General features: G+C 45.5%; 17 protein-coding genes. 14 read left to right on the forward strand and 3 right to left on the reverse strand.

What is annotated here, in order from left to right; translation table 11 throughout:
• The first annotated feature begins 33 nt into the window (after window positions 1–33).
• The 7 genes from G3W54_RS12810 to G3W54_RS12840 all read left to right on the forward strand — a co-directional run bounded on the left by G3W54_RS12810 (window position 34) and on the right by G3W54_RS12840 (window position 6,947).
• Window positions 34–1,287 carry an FAD-binding oxidoreductase gene (locus G3W54_RS12810; RefSeq protein WP_162653411.1) on the forward strand — a complete coding sequence of 418 codons (1,254 nt, stop codon included), beginning with the start codon at window positions 34–36 and terminating at the stop codon, window positions 1,285–1,287.
• A gap of 188 nt (window positions 1,288–1,475) precedes the next feature.
• Window positions 1,476–2,456, forward strand: a complete 981-nt coding sequence (locus G3W54_RS12815) for a TRAP transporter substrate-binding protein (RefSeq protein ID WP_162653412.1) — start codon at window positions 1,476–1,478, stop codon at window positions 2,454–2,456.
• Between the two features lie 60 nt (window positions 2,457–2,516).
• On the forward strand, window positions 2,517–3,047 hold the full coding sequence (locus G3W54_RS12820) for a TRAP transporter small permease (RefSeq protein ID WP_162653413.1): 531 nt from the start codon (window positions 2,517–2,519) through the stop codon (window positions 3,045–3,047).
• Window positions 3,044–4,345: a TRAP transporter large permease subunit gene (locus tag G3W54_RS12825; RefSeq protein ID WP_162653414.1), complete on the forward strand. Its 1,302-nt coding sequence runs from the start codon at window positions 3,044–3,046 to the stop codon at window positions 4,343–4,345. The genes G3W54_RS12820 and G3W54_RS12825 overlap by 4 nt, the downstream gene beginning before the upstream one ends.
• Window positions 4,346–4,362: 17 nt before the next feature.
• A complete protein-coding gene (locus tag G3W54_RS12830; RefSeq protein ID WP_162653415.1) occupies window positions 4,363–4,788 on the forward strand; it encodes a universal stress protein in 426 nt (141 codons plus the stop codon).
• A gap of 168 nt (window positions 4,789–4,956) precedes the next feature.
• Entirely contained in the window at window positions 4,957–5,829 is an 873-nt protein-coding gene (locus tag G3W54_RS12835; protein ID WP_162653416.1) for a 3-keto-5-aminohexanoate cleavage protein, read from the forward strand.
• A 59-nt stretch (window positions 5,830–5,888) separates the two neighbouring features.
• Window positions 5,889–6,947, forward strand: coding sequence for a saccharopine dehydrogenase C-terminal domain-containing protein (locus tag G3W54_RS12840; protein ID WP_162653417.1), 1,059 nt, complete (start codon window positions 5,889–5,891; stop codon window positions 6,945–6,947).
• A gap of 42 nt (window positions 6,948–6,989) precedes the next feature.
• On the opposite strand, the gene G3W54_RS12845 is transcribed toward G3W54_RS12840, so the two are convergent.
• On the reverse strand, window positions 6,990–8,096 hold the full coding sequence (locus tag G3W54_RS12845; protein ID WP_244627931.1) for a LysR substrate-binding domain-containing protein: 1,107 nt from the start codon (window positions 8,094–8,096) through the stop codon (window positions 6,990–6,992).
• A gap of 47 nt (window positions 8,097–8,143) precedes the next feature.
• Between G3W54_RS12845 and G3W54_RS12850 the strand changes: the two genes are divergently transcribed.
• The 4 genes from G3W54_RS12850 (at window position 8,144) to G3W54_RS12865 (ending at window position 12,924) form a co-directional block, all read left to right on the forward strand.
• Window positions 8,144–9,577 (forward strand): hypothetical protein, encoded by a 1,434-nt coding sequence (locus tag G3W54_RS12850; protein ID WP_162653418.1) that lies wholly within the window; start codon window positions 8,144–8,146, stop codon window positions 9,575–9,577.
• Between the two features lie 62 nt (window positions 9,578–9,639).
• Complete coding sequence (gene fdxA, locus G3W54_RS12855) at window positions 9,640–9,984, forward strand: ferredoxin FdxA (RefSeq protein WP_162653419.1); 345 nt, start codon at window positions 9,640–9,642, stop codon at window positions 9,982–9,984.
• Entirely contained in the window at window positions 9,978–11,294 is a 1,317-nt protein-coding gene (locus tag G3W54_RS12860) for an aspartate aminotransferase family protein (protein ID WP_162653420.1), read from the forward strand. Before fdxA ends, G3W54_RS12860 begins: the two co-directional genes overlap by 7 nt.
• Window positions 11,295–11,415: 121 nt before the next feature.
• Entirely contained in the window at window positions 11,416–12,924 is a 1,509-nt protein-coding gene (locus G3W54_RS12865) for an aldehyde dehydrogenase family protein (RefSeq protein WP_244627890.1), read from the forward strand.
• Window positions 12,925–12,956: 32 nt separating this feature from the next.
• Here the strand turns inward: G3W54_RS12865 and G3W54_RS12870 are convergent, their stop codons facing one another.
• On the reverse strand, window positions 12,957–13,835 hold the full coding sequence (locus G3W54_RS12870; protein WP_162653422.1) for a MurR/RpiR family transcriptional regulator: 879 nt from the start codon (window positions 13,833–13,835) through the stop codon (window positions 12,957–12,959).
• 15 nt (window positions 13,836–13,850) lie between these two features.
• Window positions 13,851–14,249 (reverse strand): Rid family hydrolase, encoded by a 399-nt coding sequence (locus G3W54_RS12875; protein WP_162653423.1) that lies wholly within the window; start codon window positions 14,247–14,249, stop codon window positions 13,851–13,853.
• Between the two features lie 145 nt (window positions 14,250–14,394).
• On the opposite strand from G3W54_RS12875, the gene G3W54_RS12880 reads away from it, so the two are divergent.
• The 3 genes from G3W54_RS12880 to G3W54_RS12890 all read left to right on the forward strand — a co-directional run bounded on the left by G3W54_RS12880 (window position 14,395) and on the right by G3W54_RS12890 (window position 17,804).
• Entirely contained in the window at window positions 14,395–15,936 is a 1,542-nt protein-coding gene (locus tag G3W54_RS12880) for an ABC transporter substrate-binding protein (RefSeq protein WP_244627891.1), read from the forward strand.
• 72 nt (window positions 15,937–16,008) lie between these two features.
• On the forward strand, window positions 16,009–16,956 hold the full coding sequence (locus G3W54_RS12885; protein ID WP_162653424.1) for an ABC transporter permease: 948 nt from the start codon (window positions 16,009–16,011) through the stop codon (window positions 16,954–16,956).
• On the forward strand, window positions 16,953–17,804 hold the full coding sequence (locus G3W54_RS12890) for an ABC transporter permease (protein ID WP_162653425.1): 852 nt from the start codon (window positions 16,953–16,955) through the stop codon (window positions 17,802–17,804). The genes G3W54_RS12885 and G3W54_RS12890 overlap by 4 nt, the downstream gene beginning before the upstream one ends.

Here is a 17,804-nt window from a genome sequence, read left to right on the forward strand (position 1 = left end):
TTAGACAATCTCTATCAGGGTGGTCAGTATAAATTGACAGTTGAAAAGGTTGCAATCATTGGCTCGGGCATTGTCGGAATTTGTGCGGCGATAGAACTGTCAAAGACCGGCCACGACGTTACACTTTTTGATAAATCCGAACCCGGGATGGAAACATCCCAGTGGAACGCTGGTGTCCTGGCGACTTCGTCACTATACCCGCTCAATAATCCGCAGATTTTCGGCAATATCCCACGCCTACTCATGGGCAAAACCCCCGGATTTCATTATAATTTGTCGTCATCTTTTCAGACACTGAACTGGGGTTTGAAATTCTTAAACAACGCTCGCCCCTCGCAGTTCGAACCGATAGTAGAAGCACTTCACAACATAATTTCTCTCTCGCGAAATGGCCATGATGAATATCTCAAAGAAATGGGAAAATCTGACTTACTGAAGCGCGATGGCTGGTTGATGCTTTATGAAAATGAATCAGCGTATCGAGCCGGCTCAAACCGACGACATGTTTTTGACAAGTATGATGTCGAATATGAGGTTCTTTCACCTTCTGAATTATCGGAATTGGAGCCTGCTCTTAAGAAGACATTTTATCGCTCCGTACATATAAAAGATAGCGCGTCAGCGGACCCTCGTACCATTGTCAAAACCTACATTGAGCACGCAAAAAAACTCGGTGCCCACTTTAAAAAACACAAAGTTTTAGGCATTTCACCCAGTACAAATGCGAATGGCGTTCAAATACACGCTCACAGCGGTGAAACAACTCACTTTGATAAAGTAGTAGTTTCAGCGGGTGCTTGGTCAAATAAACTTCTTAAAGATTGCGGTATTCAACTGCCTATGATCGTCGAACGCGGATATATTCAAAGGTTTAAGCTGGATGAAAACAAGCAGATTAATCGCCCTATTTGCGATATCAGCGGTGGTCTCGTTCTATCGCCGCGTTCGGGTTCAGTTCAAATCTCAACGGGTACTGATCTTACAACGCTCAACCAGAGGGCAAATAGAAAACCGATGACAGATGCAATTAATCGCGTAAGAAGTATATTAGATTTGGGGGAGCCAGATATGCCTACACCGGCTGTGGGCAACAGACCTTCCCTACCTGATGGATTGCCTGTAATCGGAGCACTTAAAAATCTACCAAACGTCTGGCTAGCTTGTGGACATCAACATATCGGATTTAATACATCCACTGGAACTGCAAAACTATTATCATCCCTCATAAACGATTCAGAAAGCCCTATAGACCCCACACCATTTTCTCCTGCAAGATTTCGCTTATAATTTGAAACTCAATATGTTTAGGTAGCTTGCAAGGATATTACGACCATGAATTATATTAAATCGACGAAATTAACCGGCATAATAGCGGATATACTTCCATAACCGACATTATGAGGGGCTGTATTCGAATTCGCCGGATTTAACGATGTATAAAAATTACACAAATAAACTAGTGGAAGGAACTATAAATGACTAAAATCAAAACACTTATGTGCGGTGTCGCATTCATAGCGGGAGTGGCTGCAACTAATGCACACGCAGACGAAAAATGGGATATGGCACTGGCATATTCAGCAACCAATTTCCATTCTGAAATCGCCGCAGAATTTGCTGCAGAAGTAACAGAAAAGTCTGGCGGTAAGTTAAGCATTGTTACGCACCCGGGTGGTTCACTTTTCGGCGGCTCTGAAATATTCGGCGCTGTTCGCAAAGGTCTTGCCCCCATCGGCGAACGCCTAATCTCAGCACTTGGCAATGACAACGCAATTTATGAAGTTGATTCCGTGCCATTCCTGGCCACTGGATTTGAAGGTGCAAAGAAGCTTTATAAAGCATCAAAGCCCGCTCTTAAGGAGGCATTGGAAGAAGCCCGTCTTCACTTCCTTTATTCATGCCCATGGCCACCGCAAGGATTTTACACCATTAAAGAAGCTAACTCACTTGATGATGTTAAAGGCCTAAAATTCCGCGCCTACAATGCAACAACTTCAAAAATGGCGGAAGGCCTTGGCATGTTGCCGACAAAAATTGAAGCTGCGGAGTTGAGCCAAGCATTTGCTACTGGTGTCGCTCAATCTATGATTTCTTCTGGCTCAACTGGCTATGACCGTAAGCTTTGGGAACATGTCAGCCATTACTACGATGTAAAAGCATGGTTGCCCCGCAACATGGTGATCGTAAATGGCAAGGCATGGGCTGGTCTTGATGATGCTACAAAAGGCGTGATCGAAGCAGCAGCAGCAACAGCGGAAGAAAATTGCTGGGCGAAATCTGCAGAATTGGATCAATGGTATATTGAGCAATTTACAACAAATGGCATGACTGTTGGCAATCTCAATCCAGCCATGCAAGCTGAGTTTGAAAAAGTTGGTGCTGAATTGAAAGAGGCATGGCTAGAGCGCGCTGGTGACAAAGGTAAAGCTGTCATCGAAGCATTTAACAATATGTGATCAACACAATCTTAGAGGCGGGTGAAATATCATCCGCCTCTTTCTCTTGGGGAGGAGAAAATGCTTCGTAAATTATCCGATTTTTTGGATCTGATATACAAGATTGAAGCTTGGGGGTCAGGATTACTTCTGGTGCTGCTGTGCTCACTTGTTATTTATAGCATCCTGTCCCGCTTATTCGGCTTCTTCGCAGGCGGCGCGACAGATGTTGCCGGTTATGTGATGGCCACAAGTAGTTTTATGGCTCTAGCCTACACATTCAGAACTCAAGGACACATTCGTGTTGCTCTCCTCATTCAAAATTTTATAGGTGAGACGAGGCGTAAAATAGAGATCCTGTGCCTATCAATCATGTCTTTGGTCTCTTTGTTCATTGCCTATTATATGGTCCGTCTAGCCTATGACAGCTACGATTTCGGTGAGCGGAGCGAAGGCGCCGACGCTATTTTACTTTGGATACCTCAAACACCTGTAGCAATTGGCGCGGGTCTTCTCGCACTCGCCGTTGTGCATACTTTGTGTCAGGCACTTTTTGACTATGACGAAGTTAATCCTGAAACAAACAAGCATGAGGGACCTAACGAGGTATGACCGAGACACTTTCAGTTATCATCTTCCTATCGACGTTATTCATCCTCCTTGGAATCGGCGTTTGGGTTGGAGCCGCACTTTTAACCACTGCAATAGTTGGGATGTTTCTTTTTACATCTGCTCCAATAGGCGATTCTATGGCGGTGACAATCTGGGGTGAACAATCTTCGTGGACGCTCACCGCTTTACCGCTTTTCATTTGGATGGGGGAAATATTATTTCGCACCAAACTAAGCGAAACACTCTTTAAAGGTTTAGCACCCTTCTTACGCAAATTGCCTGGCGGATTATTACACGTAAACGTTGGTGCATCAGCTGTTTTTGCGGCGATCTCTGGTTCATCAGCTGCAACGGTGGCAACGGTTGGCAAAATGTCGATCCCGGAACTACGCGCGCGCGACTATCCAGAAAAGATGATTATCGGAACATTATCCGGAGCTGGTACTCTAGGACTTTTGATCCCACCTTCCATTTCTATGATCATTTTCGGTGTAACTGTAAATGAAAGCATATCAAAACTTTTCATGGCAGCGATGCTACCTGGTTTAGGTTTGGCGATCTTCTTCATGATCTACATTATGGGATGGTCGTTCCTTAATCGTGGAACATTTAAACCGAAAATTGACATCATAGATACGGAAACACTTGCCAAACGCATTGGCGACTTATTGCCGGTTCTTATATTAATCGGTGGCGTTATCGGTTCGATATATTCAGGAATTGCGACAGCAACCGAAGCTGCAGCGCTCGGTGTTGTTGGTGCCATTCTCCTATCGATGATTCAACGTAGTTTCACAATCGATGGACTTTTAGAAAGTATCATGGGCTCTGTTCGAACAACCGCCATGATCATGCTCATATTGATGGGCGCCGGTTTTTTATCCCTTGCAATGGGCTTTACAGGAATCCCCCGCGCACTAGCTGAGACTATCGGCGCATGGGAATTATCTCCGCTTATGCTCATTCTTATCCTGACCATATTCTATATAATTCTCGGGTGTTTCTTGGATGGTCTATCGTCAATCGTTTTAACGATGGCTGTCATCGAACCATTAGTTCGCGCTGCTGGTTTTGATATGCTTTGGTTCGGCGTATATTTGATGATCGTCGTTGAGATGGCACAAATCACACCGCCTATTGGCTTCAACCTCTTTGTGCTTCAAGGAATGACGGGTAAAGATATGGCCTTCATATCCAAAGCATCATTCCCGATGTTTCTGGTCATGTGTGTCTTCATTGTTTTCCTTGTTTTGTTCCCGCAGATGGCAACCTGGTTGCCAGAAGTCTTGAGCAAATAGTCTTGAAAGGTCACTTTATGAGTACAGAAAGACGCCTATTAGCTATGATTGATATAGCCCACCGCAATAATGCGCTCTTACTGTGCAGGGAGGCAAAGTCACAATGCAATGAAGGGGATGAGCTGCATATTGCCTATGTTATGCCATACGGTTATTTCAGCTATATAGAGCCATTTGTGCCGGAAGAAAACATAAAAGCTGCAGCAAAGCGAGCACATGAAGAACTAAATAGCATCATAAAAGATGCTGATATTGGCTCGGTCAAAGATCATGTGCTACGTGGTGGTGTAGGAGAACAAGCACTCCTTTTAGCGGAAAAAATTGACGCATCATTGATGATTGTAAATGCCCATCGGCCAGACGTTGAAAAACATAGTTTAGGTTCATATGCCACGCAAATTATTCGCCATGCGCCATGTTCTGTTTTGGTTGTCAGAAACTAACATTTTGGTTCCGACTGCTGACGTGAGATTGTCCCATAATTCATTTCACAGATATTAGCCTGACCGATGTTCTATTTACTCATGTATCCATGACTAAGTAACGTTTTTATTGATGAGTACAATTGACGTACTTTTTACTCAGTTGAATAGAGATGGAACTGCTGAGCAATGTCAAAACCATGCATCATCTGCGTAGCAATCACAGGGTCACTTCCAACAAAGGCGAACAATCCTGTGGTCCCCATCTGTGTGGAAGAACAGATTGAGAGCACCCATGAAGCATTCGAAGCTGGTGCAACCATCGTTCATTGCCATGTTAGAAACGATGATCAAACACCCAGCTCCGATCCAGATAAATTCAGCAGACTTCTTGATGGACTACGAAAACACACACCGGAAATGATTGTTCAATTCTCAACCGGTGGGCGCTCTGGTTCAGGTACACAACGTGGGGCATGCCTATCATTACGCCCAGACATGGCCTCACTATCAGTCGGATCATGCAACTTTCCAACACGCGTATATGAGAATTCACCAGATCTTGTGGACTGGCTCGCCAGCGAGATGCGAAGATATGAAATTACACCTGAGATTGAGGCGTTTGATCTCAGCCATATTCATCAAGCTATTGAGATGCACCGCGACGGTCGTTTACCAGCAAAATTATATCTGCAGTTCGTCATGGGTGTTAAGAATGCAACACCGGTTGATGAGGATATCTTCGCTTACTACGTTCAGACAATGAAACGTTTAGCACCAGAAGCGGAATGGTGCGCCGCAGGGATTGGTCGCGGGCAACTGATCGTAAATGAGTGGGCAGTTCGTGATGGAGGTCACACGCGAACTGGTCTTGAAGATAATGTTCGACTGAGTAAAGATCGGCTTGCCCCTTCAAATGCAGCGCTCGTTGAAAGGGTCGTAGAACTTTGTGAAAAACACGAACGCCCAGTTGCAACGACCAATGAAGCAAAAATGATGTTAGGTCTAAAATTACAACAAGCAAAAACGAAATCTAATAGAGCCGTAAGAAAGAAGCGGTAACAAACGAAATAAATGGAACAATCCTGAGACGATAATAAGTTTGGAACATCGGAGAGAACATGAAAAAAGTAATAGTCCTTGGGCTAGGCAAAGTTGGCACACTTGCGGCGGAGCTGCTGCATGGAGCCGAGTTCGACGTTACTGGAATTGATATTAATCCATCAAAAACCAAACTACCATTTACGACGAAGGTAATTGATCTCAGATCAGCCGATGATGTAGCGGTAGAGTTTGAGGAAAATGATGCAGTTCTTTCTTGTTTGCCATTCCATTTAAATGCGCGCCTAGCCAAGTTAGCTTATAAAGCTGGCATCCACTATTTTGATCTAACCGAGGATGTCCCAACAACAAAATCTATCATCGAATTAGCCAGAACCTCTAAAGGCTTGATGGCACCACAATGTGGATTGGCGCCAGGTTTTATTGGCATTGCAGGAGCCAGTTTAATCGCAGAGCTAGACGAATGCCGCAGCTGTAAAATGCGTGTGGGTGCTCTACCCCAACACCCAACTGGCTTGATGGGATATTCATTCAATTGGTCGCCCGAAGGTGTGGTGAATGAATATCTCAATGATTGCGAAGTTCTTGAAGATGGAGAGATTAAATGGGTCTCCGCGATGGAATGGCTGGAGGATATCTATATCGACGGAATCAAATTGGAAGCCTTCACAACCTCTGGCGGCCTTGGCACTATGTGCGAAACCTATCTGGGATCAGTCGCCAATATTGACTATAAAACGATGCGTTATCCTGGGCATGCCGCACTTATGAATTTTTTCTTTCACGAACTCCTAATGCGTGAACGTCGCAAGGAAGCCGGTGAGATATTGGTGAACGCCAAACCGCCCGTTAACGAAGACGTGGTCTATGTTCATGTCTCGGCCGAAGGAACTATTGATGGCAGGTTGCAACGTAAAGAATTTGTACGTGCATATCGACCGATTGAAATCGGAGGAAAAATGCGTACAGCAATTGCTTGGACAACCGCAGGTTCTGTTGTTGCTATCATGGAGATGGTGCGGGCCGGAACCTTACCTAACAGCGGTTTTTTAAAGCAGGAAGATATCCCTCTCGTCGATTTCCTGGCCACAAAAACGGGCGCTTTTTATGCTGAATAGGCTGCGTGCGATTATCTGGTCTGGCGCTAGACCTCAACAAAATTAAAGCACACGTTCACCAACGGAATTTTTCATCCAGTCACACAATAGATCAACGTCTTCATTCCGTCGATTGCTAGGCGTCACCATGTAGTAGCTGTTTTTGGTTGTAACCGTAGGTTCGCCTAATTGAACCAGAAGCCCTGCACCTAGTTCTCGCTCGATAAGATAGGTCGGCACTAACGCAGCGCCAAGCGAAGCAACTGCGCCGGCAATAATCATCGAGAATTGGTCAAAATATTTGCCCGACAAAATAATGTTATCTTCAATGCCATTCTGTTGAAAAAACTGTTGCCACACGACAGGTCGTGTTTCCATGTGAAGTAACGGAACATCTGCCAATTTGTTGAGATCACAAATTTTATACTGTTTCTTAAACTCTGGCGAGGAGACCGCAATCATAGTTTCTGTACACAACTCTCTCATATCAGTATCTGGCCAATCATCGGTCCCAAAGTGGATAGCCAGATCAAAATGTTCGCGATCCAAGTCAAACGGCTTGATCCGTGTCGAAAGATTGAGCTCAATATGGGGATGTTGTGCGGAAAATTCAGGCAATCTGGGGATAAGCCAACGACTTGCAAATCCTGGCAAAACAGCCATGCTAATGGCCGTCCCTTGACGCCCTGCCGAGACAGCACGCATGATGGTTTGGTGTATATTTTCAAGATCAACTGCCAGTTCTTCTGCAAGTGTACGACCTGCTTTGGTCAATAGAACTCGTCTACCAGAACGTCTAAAAAGCGCGGTCCCCACATTATCTTCAAGCTCTTTAACTTGCCGGCTAATAGCGCTCTGCGTGAGGTGAAGTTCCTCGGCAGCAAGTGTGAAACTTTGATGCCGCGCAGCACACTCGAAACTACGCAATACAGAATGTGATGGCAGATATCTGCGCTGGATATTTTGTTTGTGCATAATATTACCTATGAATCCAGCTCCATAAATTAGCCAGTGAGATGAAAAACATACATGAATAATCGATGACAGCAAAGCCAGTATTTTTGCATAAGCATGAAAACAACTCATCAATCGGTGACGAACAAGCGTTTGTTTATTGCCGAATACTAACATTACATTGCCTGCAAATTCACGACTGGCGAGGCAGAACATCACCGCGATGTTCCCGTTAAATGATGCAGACCATCTGGAGGTGCTCAATGGCAATGGAAAAATACATCCCATCGGATAAGGAAAACACATTTTTGGCAACGGTGCAAAATGGGAGGTATGATCGCCAGATTATCAATGGGCTTAAAAAGTTCATTGAGGGGTCTGCTCCACAAGATATGAAAGATTTTTATTCCAAGGAGGAGCTTGATGCAATTGTTGCACTAGATGGTTCTGATCGTGATCTACAAAAACGCATGCCAATCAAGATCACACGGCATTATTTCCAGCAAGCTGTGCGATCAAAGTCACTACAGACGCTGGTTAAAGCCAGCCCAAAAGAAACATATGACCTTGATGGTGCAGAGGACCCGGGCAAACAAATGTCTTATAGCCCAATAGAAGGCATGATCCACAAATATGAACTTGCCTTGCTCTATGTGGCTGCAACATGTTCTGCCCATTGTCGTTTTTGTTATCGTGAAGAACTGATCGCGAAAAAAGACGTTGAACGTCCAGACGGTACGATCGCGCCCAAAGGTTTGGCACAAATCAAGGACGTCGTTGATTACATTTTAGAACATAACCGCATTGTTTCAGAAAACGGTGGCACACATCCAGAAACAGGGCGTGAAAAACTTCGGGAAGTTCTAATGTCCGGCGGCGACCCTATGGTTTTAGGTAACAAAAACATTGCCCAATGGCTTTGCGCATTGGCGCAGGCAGGTGTTGAAAATATCCGCATCGGCACCAAGGAACTAGCCTTTTTTCCCGAACGTTTTGATGAGCATTTCTTCGCCATGTTGGATGCATTTCATAAAGCTTATCCACAAATCAGCCTCCGCATGATGGTGCATTTCAACCACCCAGACGAATTTCTGCAAAAAAATCCTGACGGAACTTATATCGACAATCCAAATGGTGGACTGGAATGGATTCATGAAACACTATCAGCGGTAAAACAGCTTCGAAGTCGCTCATGGATCAACGTCGACAATCAATCCCCGATCATTGCTGACATAAATGACAATGCTGATGCTTTACGCATTTTGCAACGAGAGCTGAAACGCAACGGCATTGAAAATCACTACTTTTTCTGTGGGCGAGATATTGTCGGTCACAAAGCATTTAATGTACCAATTGAAACCGCATGGAAAATTTTAAATGAATCCCAACGTGGACTTTCTGGCGTTGAAGCTCATGCTCGCTTATCGATTACACACTACAAAGGTAAAACAGAAGTTGCGGCCATCACAGATACGCCCGTCCCTGGTGTAAAGGGAGGAGAAAACGGCGTTGTCGTCTTCAAACTTTTACGTGGTGCAGCAGATGCATCCAATCGCGCGAAGGTAACCATCGTTGGCCGAAATCCTGATGCAATCTGGTTCAATGGATATGATGATCGCGTCGTCGTGGACGAGGCTGAGTTATTCTCCATGTACGGCATCAAACCTATTAGCACTCAACTCGAAGCCGCCGAATAGAGGGCAAATAAAATCATAATACATGACTAAATTTACCACTCGTAATTATCAAAGGAGCCGAAATGACCTATGTCGTCACCGATAATTGCATCAACTGCAAACATACTGATTGTGTATCTGTTTGCCCTGTCGATTGCTTCTATGAAGGTCCGAATTTCTTAGCGATTCATCCCGATGAGTGTATTGATTGCGATGCTTGTGTCGAAGCCTGTCCTATTGATGCCATCTATAATGAAGACGACTTGCCGGAAGAGAAAAAACACTTTCTGGACATCAACGAGCAACTCGCATCGATTTGGCCGCAAATTACGGATCAAAAAGAACCGATGGCTGATGCAGAAAAATGGAATAATGTCGAAGGCAAACTCGAGCATCTTATCAAGAGCGCGGCAGACGAGAAATGTTGAAAACCATGTCACCTAGCGAACAAATCTACGAAAGAGCAAAACGCGTAATGCCAGGCGGTTGCTCTCGTAACACAATATTGCGTAAGCCACATCCTGTTTACGTCAAACATGCCAAAGGTTGCATTGTGACGGACATAGAAGGCAAGGAGCGCATTGATTTCGCCAATAATGTTGCATCTTTGATTCACGGCCATGCACATCCGGCAATCATAAATGCTGTCGGTGAGCAGCTACAAAGGGGCACCGCTTACACAGTTGGCACCGAGATTGAAGTTTCCTACGCAGAACAAATGGTAAAGCGTTGCGCTAGTTTTGAGAAAATTCGCTTTGTAAACTCCGGTACCGAAGCTGTTATGAGTTGCATAAAAGCAGCACGCGCTTATACCAACAAACCAAAAATTGCGAAGGTCGAAGGCTCTTATCATGGTCTTTATGACTATGCCGAAGTAAGCCAGACGGCCAAACCAAATAATTGGGGTGACATTGAACACCCCGCACGCGTTCCCGTCTCGCAGGGTACACCTCAAGGTGCACTGGATGATGTCGTCATCATTCCATTTAACGACACAGTACACGCCATCAAAATTCTCGACGAACATAAAGACTCCATTGCTGCAGTTCTTCTCGATCTTCTACCACATCGCATTGGTGTTATACCTGCCGATCCGAGTTTCGTGAAGGCTTTGCGCAATTGGGCTACAGAGAACCAAGCGCTTCTAATATTTGATGAAGTCATCACATTTCGGACTAATTATGACGGAGCGCAGGGGTCTTATGATGTAAAGCCTGATCTGACAGCAATGGGAAAGATGATAGGTGGTGGCTTTCCAGTCGGTGCCTTGTCTGGCCGCGCAGACATCATGGACGTTATGAACCCATTGAACGGCCCTGCACGTTTTCCACATTATGGCACATTTAGTGCCAACCCTATCACCATGACGGCAGGCAAAACAGCAATGGAATGGTTCAACCAACAGGCGGTGATACGATTAAATAAACTCTCCGATCTTGCACGATCTGCGATTGAGGAAAGCATAAAAATCTCGGGTGTTTCCGCATGTGTAACAGGCGCTGGCTCTATGTTTAGAATCCATTTTAAGGAGCTGGCTCCGACAAACTATCGTTCAGCTTTCATAAATTCGGATGAGCAACGATATCTGGCAACATTCCTAGATCATGTATTTGATGAGGGATTGTTGATGATTGAAACGGGTTCCGGGCTGCTATCTACTGCTATGACCTCTGCTGAAATTGATCAGATGGCAGATATAATGCTCAGTGGGTTTCGAAAGGTAAAAGCTCTTCAATAAACGTAACAGGACTGAGCAGGTAGTAAAACATTCTCATTCCGATTTTTCATCGAACTATGACCAAATTTCGTTATACTCACAAGGCGTGTTGTGCGAAGTTAATGGTAAATCAAAGAAAGCAATGAACATGTCTTTTAGCGAAATTCTTACTGCCAACGGCTTTACAAGCGATGAACTAAGCGGCGGCACACTTACCGTTACAACACCTGTAGATGGCTCTGTAATTGCCAGTGTTAAATCTCACAACATCACGGAAGCCCGGACTGTTATTGCCAAAGCCGCTGAAGCGTTTAAAGAATGGCGAAAAGTGCCAGGGCCACGCCGTGGTGAGTTGGTGCGTCTGCTCGGCGAAGAACTTCGTGCGGAGAAAGAAAATCTCGGCCGCCTTGTTACGCTCGAATGTGGCAAAATCTATCAAGAAGGTCTTGGTGAAGTTCAAGAGATGATAGATATTTGTGATTTTGCTGTTGGCCTATCACGTCAGCTATACGGCTTAACGATTGCGTCCGAACGCCCGGGTCATTCCATGCGCGAAACATGGCACCCATTGGGAGTTTGCGGCATCATCACAGCATTTAATTTCCCTTGCGCACCTTGGTGCTGGAATGCTGCCCTTGCTCTTGTTTGCGGCGATCCCGTCATTGCCAAACCATCTGAAAAAACACCGCTTGTTCAACTTGCCGTTCAAAAGATATGTGACCGCGCCCTAGCCAAGTTTGGTTCTGATGCCCCAGAAGGGCTGATACAAACTCTGATCGGAGAACGCGAAATTGGCGAATTGCTAACCGCCTCTCAAGATGTTGCAATAGTTTCCGCCACAGGTTCTGTACCAATGGGTAAAGCCGTTGCTTCTGACATGTCCAAACGCCTTGGAAAAACCATTCTAGAATTAGGTGGCAACAATGCAATGATCGTTGCGTCCTCTGCTGATCTTGAAATGGCACTCCGCGCGATTGTCTTCTCCGCGGTTGGCACAACGGGACAACGCTGCACCTCGCTCCGCCGCTTGATTGTACACGAAGATATCTATGATGATTTATTACCGCGTTTGATTAAATCCTACCAAACTTTGCCCATCGGCGACCCTCTTGACGATGAAACTTTAGTTGGTCCAATTATCGACACGAATGCTATGAAAGCTATGGATGCTGCGCTTGAGAGCGCAAAGACCGAGGGCGGTGTAGTTCATGGCGGCGGACAAGTATTGTCCGAAACCTATCCAAATGCAGCTTATGTTGCTCCTGCGATTGTCGAAATGCCAGCACAATCTGATATCATGCATCGCGAGACGTTTGCTCCTATTTTGTATGCAGTAAAGTATTCCGACCTTGACCAAGCCATTGATTTACAAAATGCAGTCCCGCAAGGCCTATCATCGTGTATATTTTCAACAGATGTTCGCGAAACTGAACTCTTTTTGTCAGCAGTCGGGTCTGACTGCGGCATTGCAAATGTAAATATTGGCCCTTCCGGCGCTGAAATTGGCGGCGCTTTTGGCGGCGAAAAAGAAACCGGTGGTGGTCGCGAAAGTGGTTCGGATGCGTGGAAAGCCTATATGCGCCGACAAACCAATACCATCAATTACTCACGTGAGCTACCGCTTGCACAAGGCATAAAGTTCGATATTTAAACCCTCACAGGGATTTGTATCAGTCCTGCAAATCAATCACCGATAGGTTTGGGACCAGTATCTTTATAAAGTGGAGCGAGCGACGTGCGGATTCTGCGCAGATTTTCCTTTACCTGCTCAGGCCGCTTACGTGCAGCCCCTGCTGCGAGCACATCAACAATGGCCAAGTAAGCAAGCCGTGAGGAGGTTGGCGCATAAATATCCTGATCCTCGGGAATATCGACTTGAATTGAAATATCCGTAATTGCCGACAGTTCAGATCCTTTCTTCGTCAAACTGATTGTACTAGCACCATATTGGCGCGCAATTGTCACACTATCCAATAACTCAGCAGGTTGCCCGCTAGATGAAATTGCAACAAGCACATCACCGTCACTATAAGTTGAGGCAACCATGCGCTGCAAAAACCCATCCGAGTGGGACTCAGCCGGGATGCCCAATCTGAAGAAACGGTTGGCCCCTTCCCTTGCAACATTTGCAGATCCACCGCCGACACCCAAAAACCCGATACGATGTGCATTAGCTAAAACTTCTGCTGCTTCTTCAATCTGCTGACCATCCAGTTGTGAACCTGTTAACTTCAACGTATCTATCAAATTGCCAAACACCTGCGAGACAAGTTGCCCCGATATTGACATGTCCCCGCTCCGGTTATCGAGATACTGCATGCCAACCGCAACACTTTGCGCCATTCGAATTTGAAAATCACGAAAACCTTCACACCCTATCGATGTACAAAATCTATTTACGGTTGCCACAGACACGTTTGCCGCTTTAGCTATCTCATTCTGCGATAAAAATGAAATCTGATCCAAATTGGTGAGAACAAATTCTGCTACAAGTTGTTCGCGTTTTGGCAGAGACCCTAATAAAGAGCGCATATTGGAGATGATATCGATGACTTTAGGCATTAGGTCCACCTGCAATTATTCTGGTTTATACGCAATTACATCCATTTCCACCTTAGCGTCCACCATTATTGCACTTTGAACCGTCGACCGGGCTGGTGGATCAGCCGTAAAATACTTCGCAAAGACTGAATTGAAGCTTGTGAAATCACGTGGATCATCAAGCCATACATTTACCTTCACAACATGTTCAAGACCGCAATCGGCTAATTCAAGCACAGCCATAATATTTTGCATCACCGCTTCGGTTTGCGCAATAATTCCGCCCGAAACAACTTCGCCGTCCACGGTAGGTACTTGTCCAGAAACATAGATGTAATCACCAGCACGCACAGCCTTGGCAAATGGACGCGGCGTTCCACCAGCTGCAGCATCAGCTCCATCCAGTCGAGTGATTCCCTTTGGGGTATTAGTCATGCGAACTCCTTTTGTAAGTTAATTACAGTACTTGTAGCTTAATCGGATCAAAATGACAATAATAGTTGACTCAAAGCTGATTTTTTGTAAGTTTCTTTCATAATACAATAATAATGATCAATAAAATGACAGTGGAGGAGCTAAAATGACTATGAAGAACTGGATGAAATCTATGCTGGCGGCAGGAGCCTTAATGGCACTGACGGTTGGAGCGAACGCCGACGGCATTCTCAGATATGCAACTGTGGGCGAGCCGCCTAGTCTGGATCAACAGGTTATCACTTCTGATTTAGCAACAACAATTGCACACCACATTTTTGAAGGTCTTTATACCTTCAATGGTTCCAACGCGCCGGTACCACTTCTAGCTTCAGGAGAAACCGTTTCTGATGATGGTAAGACAATTGTTATTTCACTTCGAGAAGGAGTTAAGTTTCACAATGGTCAGGATATGACCTCAGCAGATGTTCTTGCATCGCTACAGCGTTGGGGTGAGTTTGGTTCTCGCGGTAGTCTAATCTTTGATCATGTTGAAAATGTTGCCGCAACTGGTGACCATGAAATCACACTTAAACTTAAAGAACCATTCGGCCCTTGGAAAAACCTGATGGCCTTCATCAATGGCGGCCCGGCAATATATCCTGCTAGCATCATAACGGGCGCTACAAAGGAGCCGATCAAACCTGAAAATTATATCGGAACAGGTCCTTACACTTTTAATGCCTGGAACGCGAACCGTTACATTGAGCTAAAACGTTTTGATGATTACGCGTCCCCATCGGGTAAAGCTGATGGTTATGGCGGCACTCGTATCGCCGAATTCGACACATTGCGTTTTATTCCGGTCCCGGATGTCGGAACCCGTGTTGCTGGTGTTCGTGCAGGTGACTATGATTATGCTGAAAGTATCCCCGGTGATCTTTTCGCAGACTTAGATGCTGATCCTGGTGTTAAAACCATGTTAAATGGTGGACCGATCTTCGGTCTTGTTTTCATGAACTCCAGCGATGGGCCTTTGAAGGAAAACTTTGCACTCCGTCGCGCCATTCAAACAGCGCTTGATAAAACACCGGCACTACAAGTAGCTATCGGTCCTGAAGGCTTATGGCGTGCAAATGGATCCTTCGCACCAGAAGGTAATGTTTGGTATACAGATTCAGGAGCAGAACATTTTAGCAAAGGAAATGCAGATGCTGCCCGCACAATGGCTGCGGATGCTGGATATGACGGAGAGCCGATTAAATTCATGGTTTCGACCAACTATCCATTCCACTACGACAGTGCGATCATCTACACAAAGCAGTTAGCTCAAGCCGGATTTAATGTCGATCTTCAGGTTTATGACTGGGCGACATTAATTGAAAAGCGTGCACAGCCTGACCAATGGGATATGTTCTTTACTCATCATGGTTTTGTTCCTGATCCGATTTTGATTTCGGTCATGAATGACAATTATCCTGGTTGGTGGGCAACTCCCGAGAAGCAAGCTCTGAAAGATCGGTTTACAGCCTCTTCTGACCCTGCTGAACGTCAAAAAATCTGGTCAGAAATCCAGGCGCTCATCTATGATCAAGTTCCAACGATGAAGACTGGCGATGTTTATACCTACAACATTGCTTCGCCTAATCTAAAAGGCCTTGGCGAACAGACATTGATCTGGCCTAACTTTTGGAATGTCTCTAAGTAGCTTTTCTCCCAGCTCCCGCTTTTTGTTACGTGGCGGGAGCATCCCTTTTTGCTACCGAACATTGAGGATAATATGCTCATTTACACAATGAAGCGCCTATTAACGCTCATTCCGACGCTCCTTGCAGCTTCGGTGCTTGTATTCCTTTTTGTTCACCTGATCCCCGGTGATCCGGCAGCCATACTTCTTGGTGACAGTGCCACACCGGAAGAAATAGCCCAACTGTCATCGGAGATGGGCTTTGATCGTCCTTTGTGGGTTCAGTATTTTTATTGGCTCGGCAATATACTCCGAGGTGATTTTGGAACCTCGATTTTCTTTGGCGAACCTGTTTTATCTGTAATCGGAAGCGGTGCGGAAACATCCATTTTACTCGCGACCATGACAATGGTTTGGATCATCTTAATTGGCCTTCCGATAGGTGTTCTATCAGCCACAAAGCATGGAACCTGGATTGACCAGATTACATCCAGCGGCGCAATGCTTGCTGCATCCATGCCGACCTTCTGGTTGGGTCTGTACCTTATAATGATTTTCTCAGTTACACTTGGCTGGTTCCCAAGCTCAGGTTTTCCATCACTATCTGACGACGGAGGAATTGCCAATCTGCGATATCTTCTTCTTCCAAGCCTAACACTGGCAGCACCCAATGCAGCACTTATTGTGCGTCTCGTACGAGCATCTATGCTTGATGTTGCCCGAGAAGATCATGTACGCACAGCACGGGCCAAAGGGCTTCATCCAGCCCGTGTTGCTATGAAGCACGTATTTCGCAATGCATTGATCGCTGTTGCTGCGGCATTTGGTTTTACATTCGCTGCACTTATATCAGAAGCCGTAGTCACAGAAACGGTCTTCTCATTACCTGGCATAGGCCGTTTGGTCGTGCAGTCAATTTTACGTCGAGACTATCCGGTTATTCAAGGAGTTATCCTTGTGATTGTCGTTCTTTATATGGTCATCAATTTACTGGTCGATCTTGCCTATGCACGCCTAGACCCAAGGGTATCTCTAAAATGAATGCTATCAACTTCTTTCGCAATGCTTTTAGAGGCCGCAAACTGGCGACTGTGGGATCTATCTGGCTTTGTCTCGTGGTTATATCAGCTATCGCCGCTCCGTTAATTGCTCCTTACGACCCTTTGGAGATTGATCCGGTCGCTCGTTTGTTAGAGCCTGGCTGGCTCAACCTATTTGGAACTGATCACTTTGGACGAGATACATTCTCCCGCGCAATTTATGGTGCACGTATGACCGTGTTGATTGGCGTAGGAAGCGTCATTGTCGCCTTAACTTTTGGTGGGTTGATCGGCATGATGTCCGCTTATTTTACTCGGCTTGGGCACGTTTTGATGCGAGGCGTCGATGTGCTAATGGCATTTCCTGCATTATTGATGGCGCTTGTTCTGATAACATTACTGGAGCGCAGTGTATTTAATACAATTCTTGTCATTGGCATCGTCTACGCAACAACAACAGCTCGCATCCTTTATGGCATGACCTTAAAACTAAAGGGTGAGGTCTTCGTTGATGCTGCGATTTGCTCAGGTGCTGGACATCGATCTATTTTGTTTAAGCATATTTTGCCAAACCTGATTTCACCGCTACTGGTGCAGGCCAGCTTTATCTTTGCTTTCGCACAGCTTCAGGCCGCCGCACTCGATTTCCTTGGACTAGGGCTACCACCTGAAGTTCCAAGTTGGGGTAACATGTTATCTGAAGAACGTATCTATGTAACACGTGCCCCTTGGTTACTGATCTATCCTGGGCTCCTGATCGTAATATCGGTGTTTTCAATGAACCTTGTTGGGGACGCATTACGCGATAGCATTGACCCCCGCTTCAAAGACGATATCGCAGGGGTTTAA

This window comes from Lentilitoribacter sp. Alg239-R112, from assembly GCF_900537175.1.
Lineage (GTDB): Bacteria > Pseudomonadota > Alphaproteobacteria > Rhizobiales > Rhizobiaceae > Lentilitoribacter.

What these genes read in the sequence shown, in the direction of transcription:
- G3W54_RS12815 (WP_162653412.1), top strand. Translation starts at nt 1,476, where the DNA reads ATGACTAAAATCAAAACACTTATGTGCGGTGTCGCATTCATAGCGGGA.
- G3W54_RS12820 (WP_162653413.1), top strand. Translation starts at nt 2,517, where the DNA reads ATGCTTCGTAAATTATCCGATTTTTTGGATCTGATATACAAGATTGAA.
- G3W54_RS12825 (WP_162653414.1), top strand. Translation starts at nt 3,044, where the DNA reads ATGACCGAGACACTTTCAGTTATCATCTTCCTATCGACGTTATTCATC.
- G3W54_RS12830 (WP_162653415.1), top strand. Translation starts at nt 4,363, where the DNA reads ATGAGTACAGAAAGACGCCTATTAGCTATGATTGATATAGCCCACCGC.
- G3W54_RS12835 (WP_162653416.1), top strand. Translation starts at nt 4,957, where the DNA reads ATGTCAAAACCATGCATCATCTGCGTAGCAATCACAGGGTCACTTCCA.
- G3W54_RS12840 (WP_162653417.1), top strand. Translation starts at nt 5,889, where the DNA reads ATGAAAAAAGTAATAGTCCTTGGGCTAGGCAAAGTTGGCACACTTGCG.
- G3W54_RS12845 (WP_244627931.1), bottom strand. Translation starts at nt 8,096, where the DNA reads ATGTTCTGCCTCGCCAGTCGTGAATTTGCAGGCAATGTAATGTTAGTA.
- G3W54_RS12850 (WP_162653418.1), top strand. Translation starts at nt 8,144, where the DNA reads ATGGCAATGGAAAAATACATCCCATCGGATAAGGAAAACACATTTTTG.
- fdxA (WP_162653419.1), top strand. Translation starts at nt 9,640, where the DNA reads ATGACCTATGTCGTCACCGATAATTGCATCAACTGCAAACATACTGAT.
- G3W54_RS12860 (WP_162653420.1), top strand. Translation starts at nt 9,978, where the DNA reads ATGTTGAAAACCATGTCACCTAGCGAACAAATCTACGAAAGAGCAAAA.
- G3W54_RS12865 (WP_244627890.1), top strand. Translation starts at nt 11,416, where the DNA reads ATGAACATGTCTTTTAGCGAAATTCTTACTGCCAACGGCTTTACAAGC.
- G3W54_RS12870 (WP_162653422.1), bottom strand. Translation starts at nt 13,835, where the DNA reads ATGCCTAAAGTCATCGATATCATCTCCAATATGCGCTCTTTATTAGGG.
- G3W54_RS12875 (WP_162653423.1), bottom strand. Translation starts at nt 14,249, where the DNA reads ATGACTAATACCCCAAAGGGAATCACTCGACTGGATGGAGCTGATGCT.
- G3W54_RS12880 (WP_244627891.1), top strand. Translation starts at nt 14,395, where the DNA reads ATGACTATGAAGAACTGGATGAAATCTATGCTGGCGGCAGGAGCCTTA.
- G3W54_RS12885 (WP_162653424.1), top strand. Translation starts at nt 16,009, where the DNA reads ATGCTCATTTACACAATGAAGCGCCTATTAACGCTCATTCCGACGCTC.
- G3W54_RS12890 (WP_162653425.1), top strand. Translation starts at nt 16,953, where the DNA reads ATGAATGCTATCAACTTCTTTCGCAATGCTTTTAGAGGCCGCAAACTG.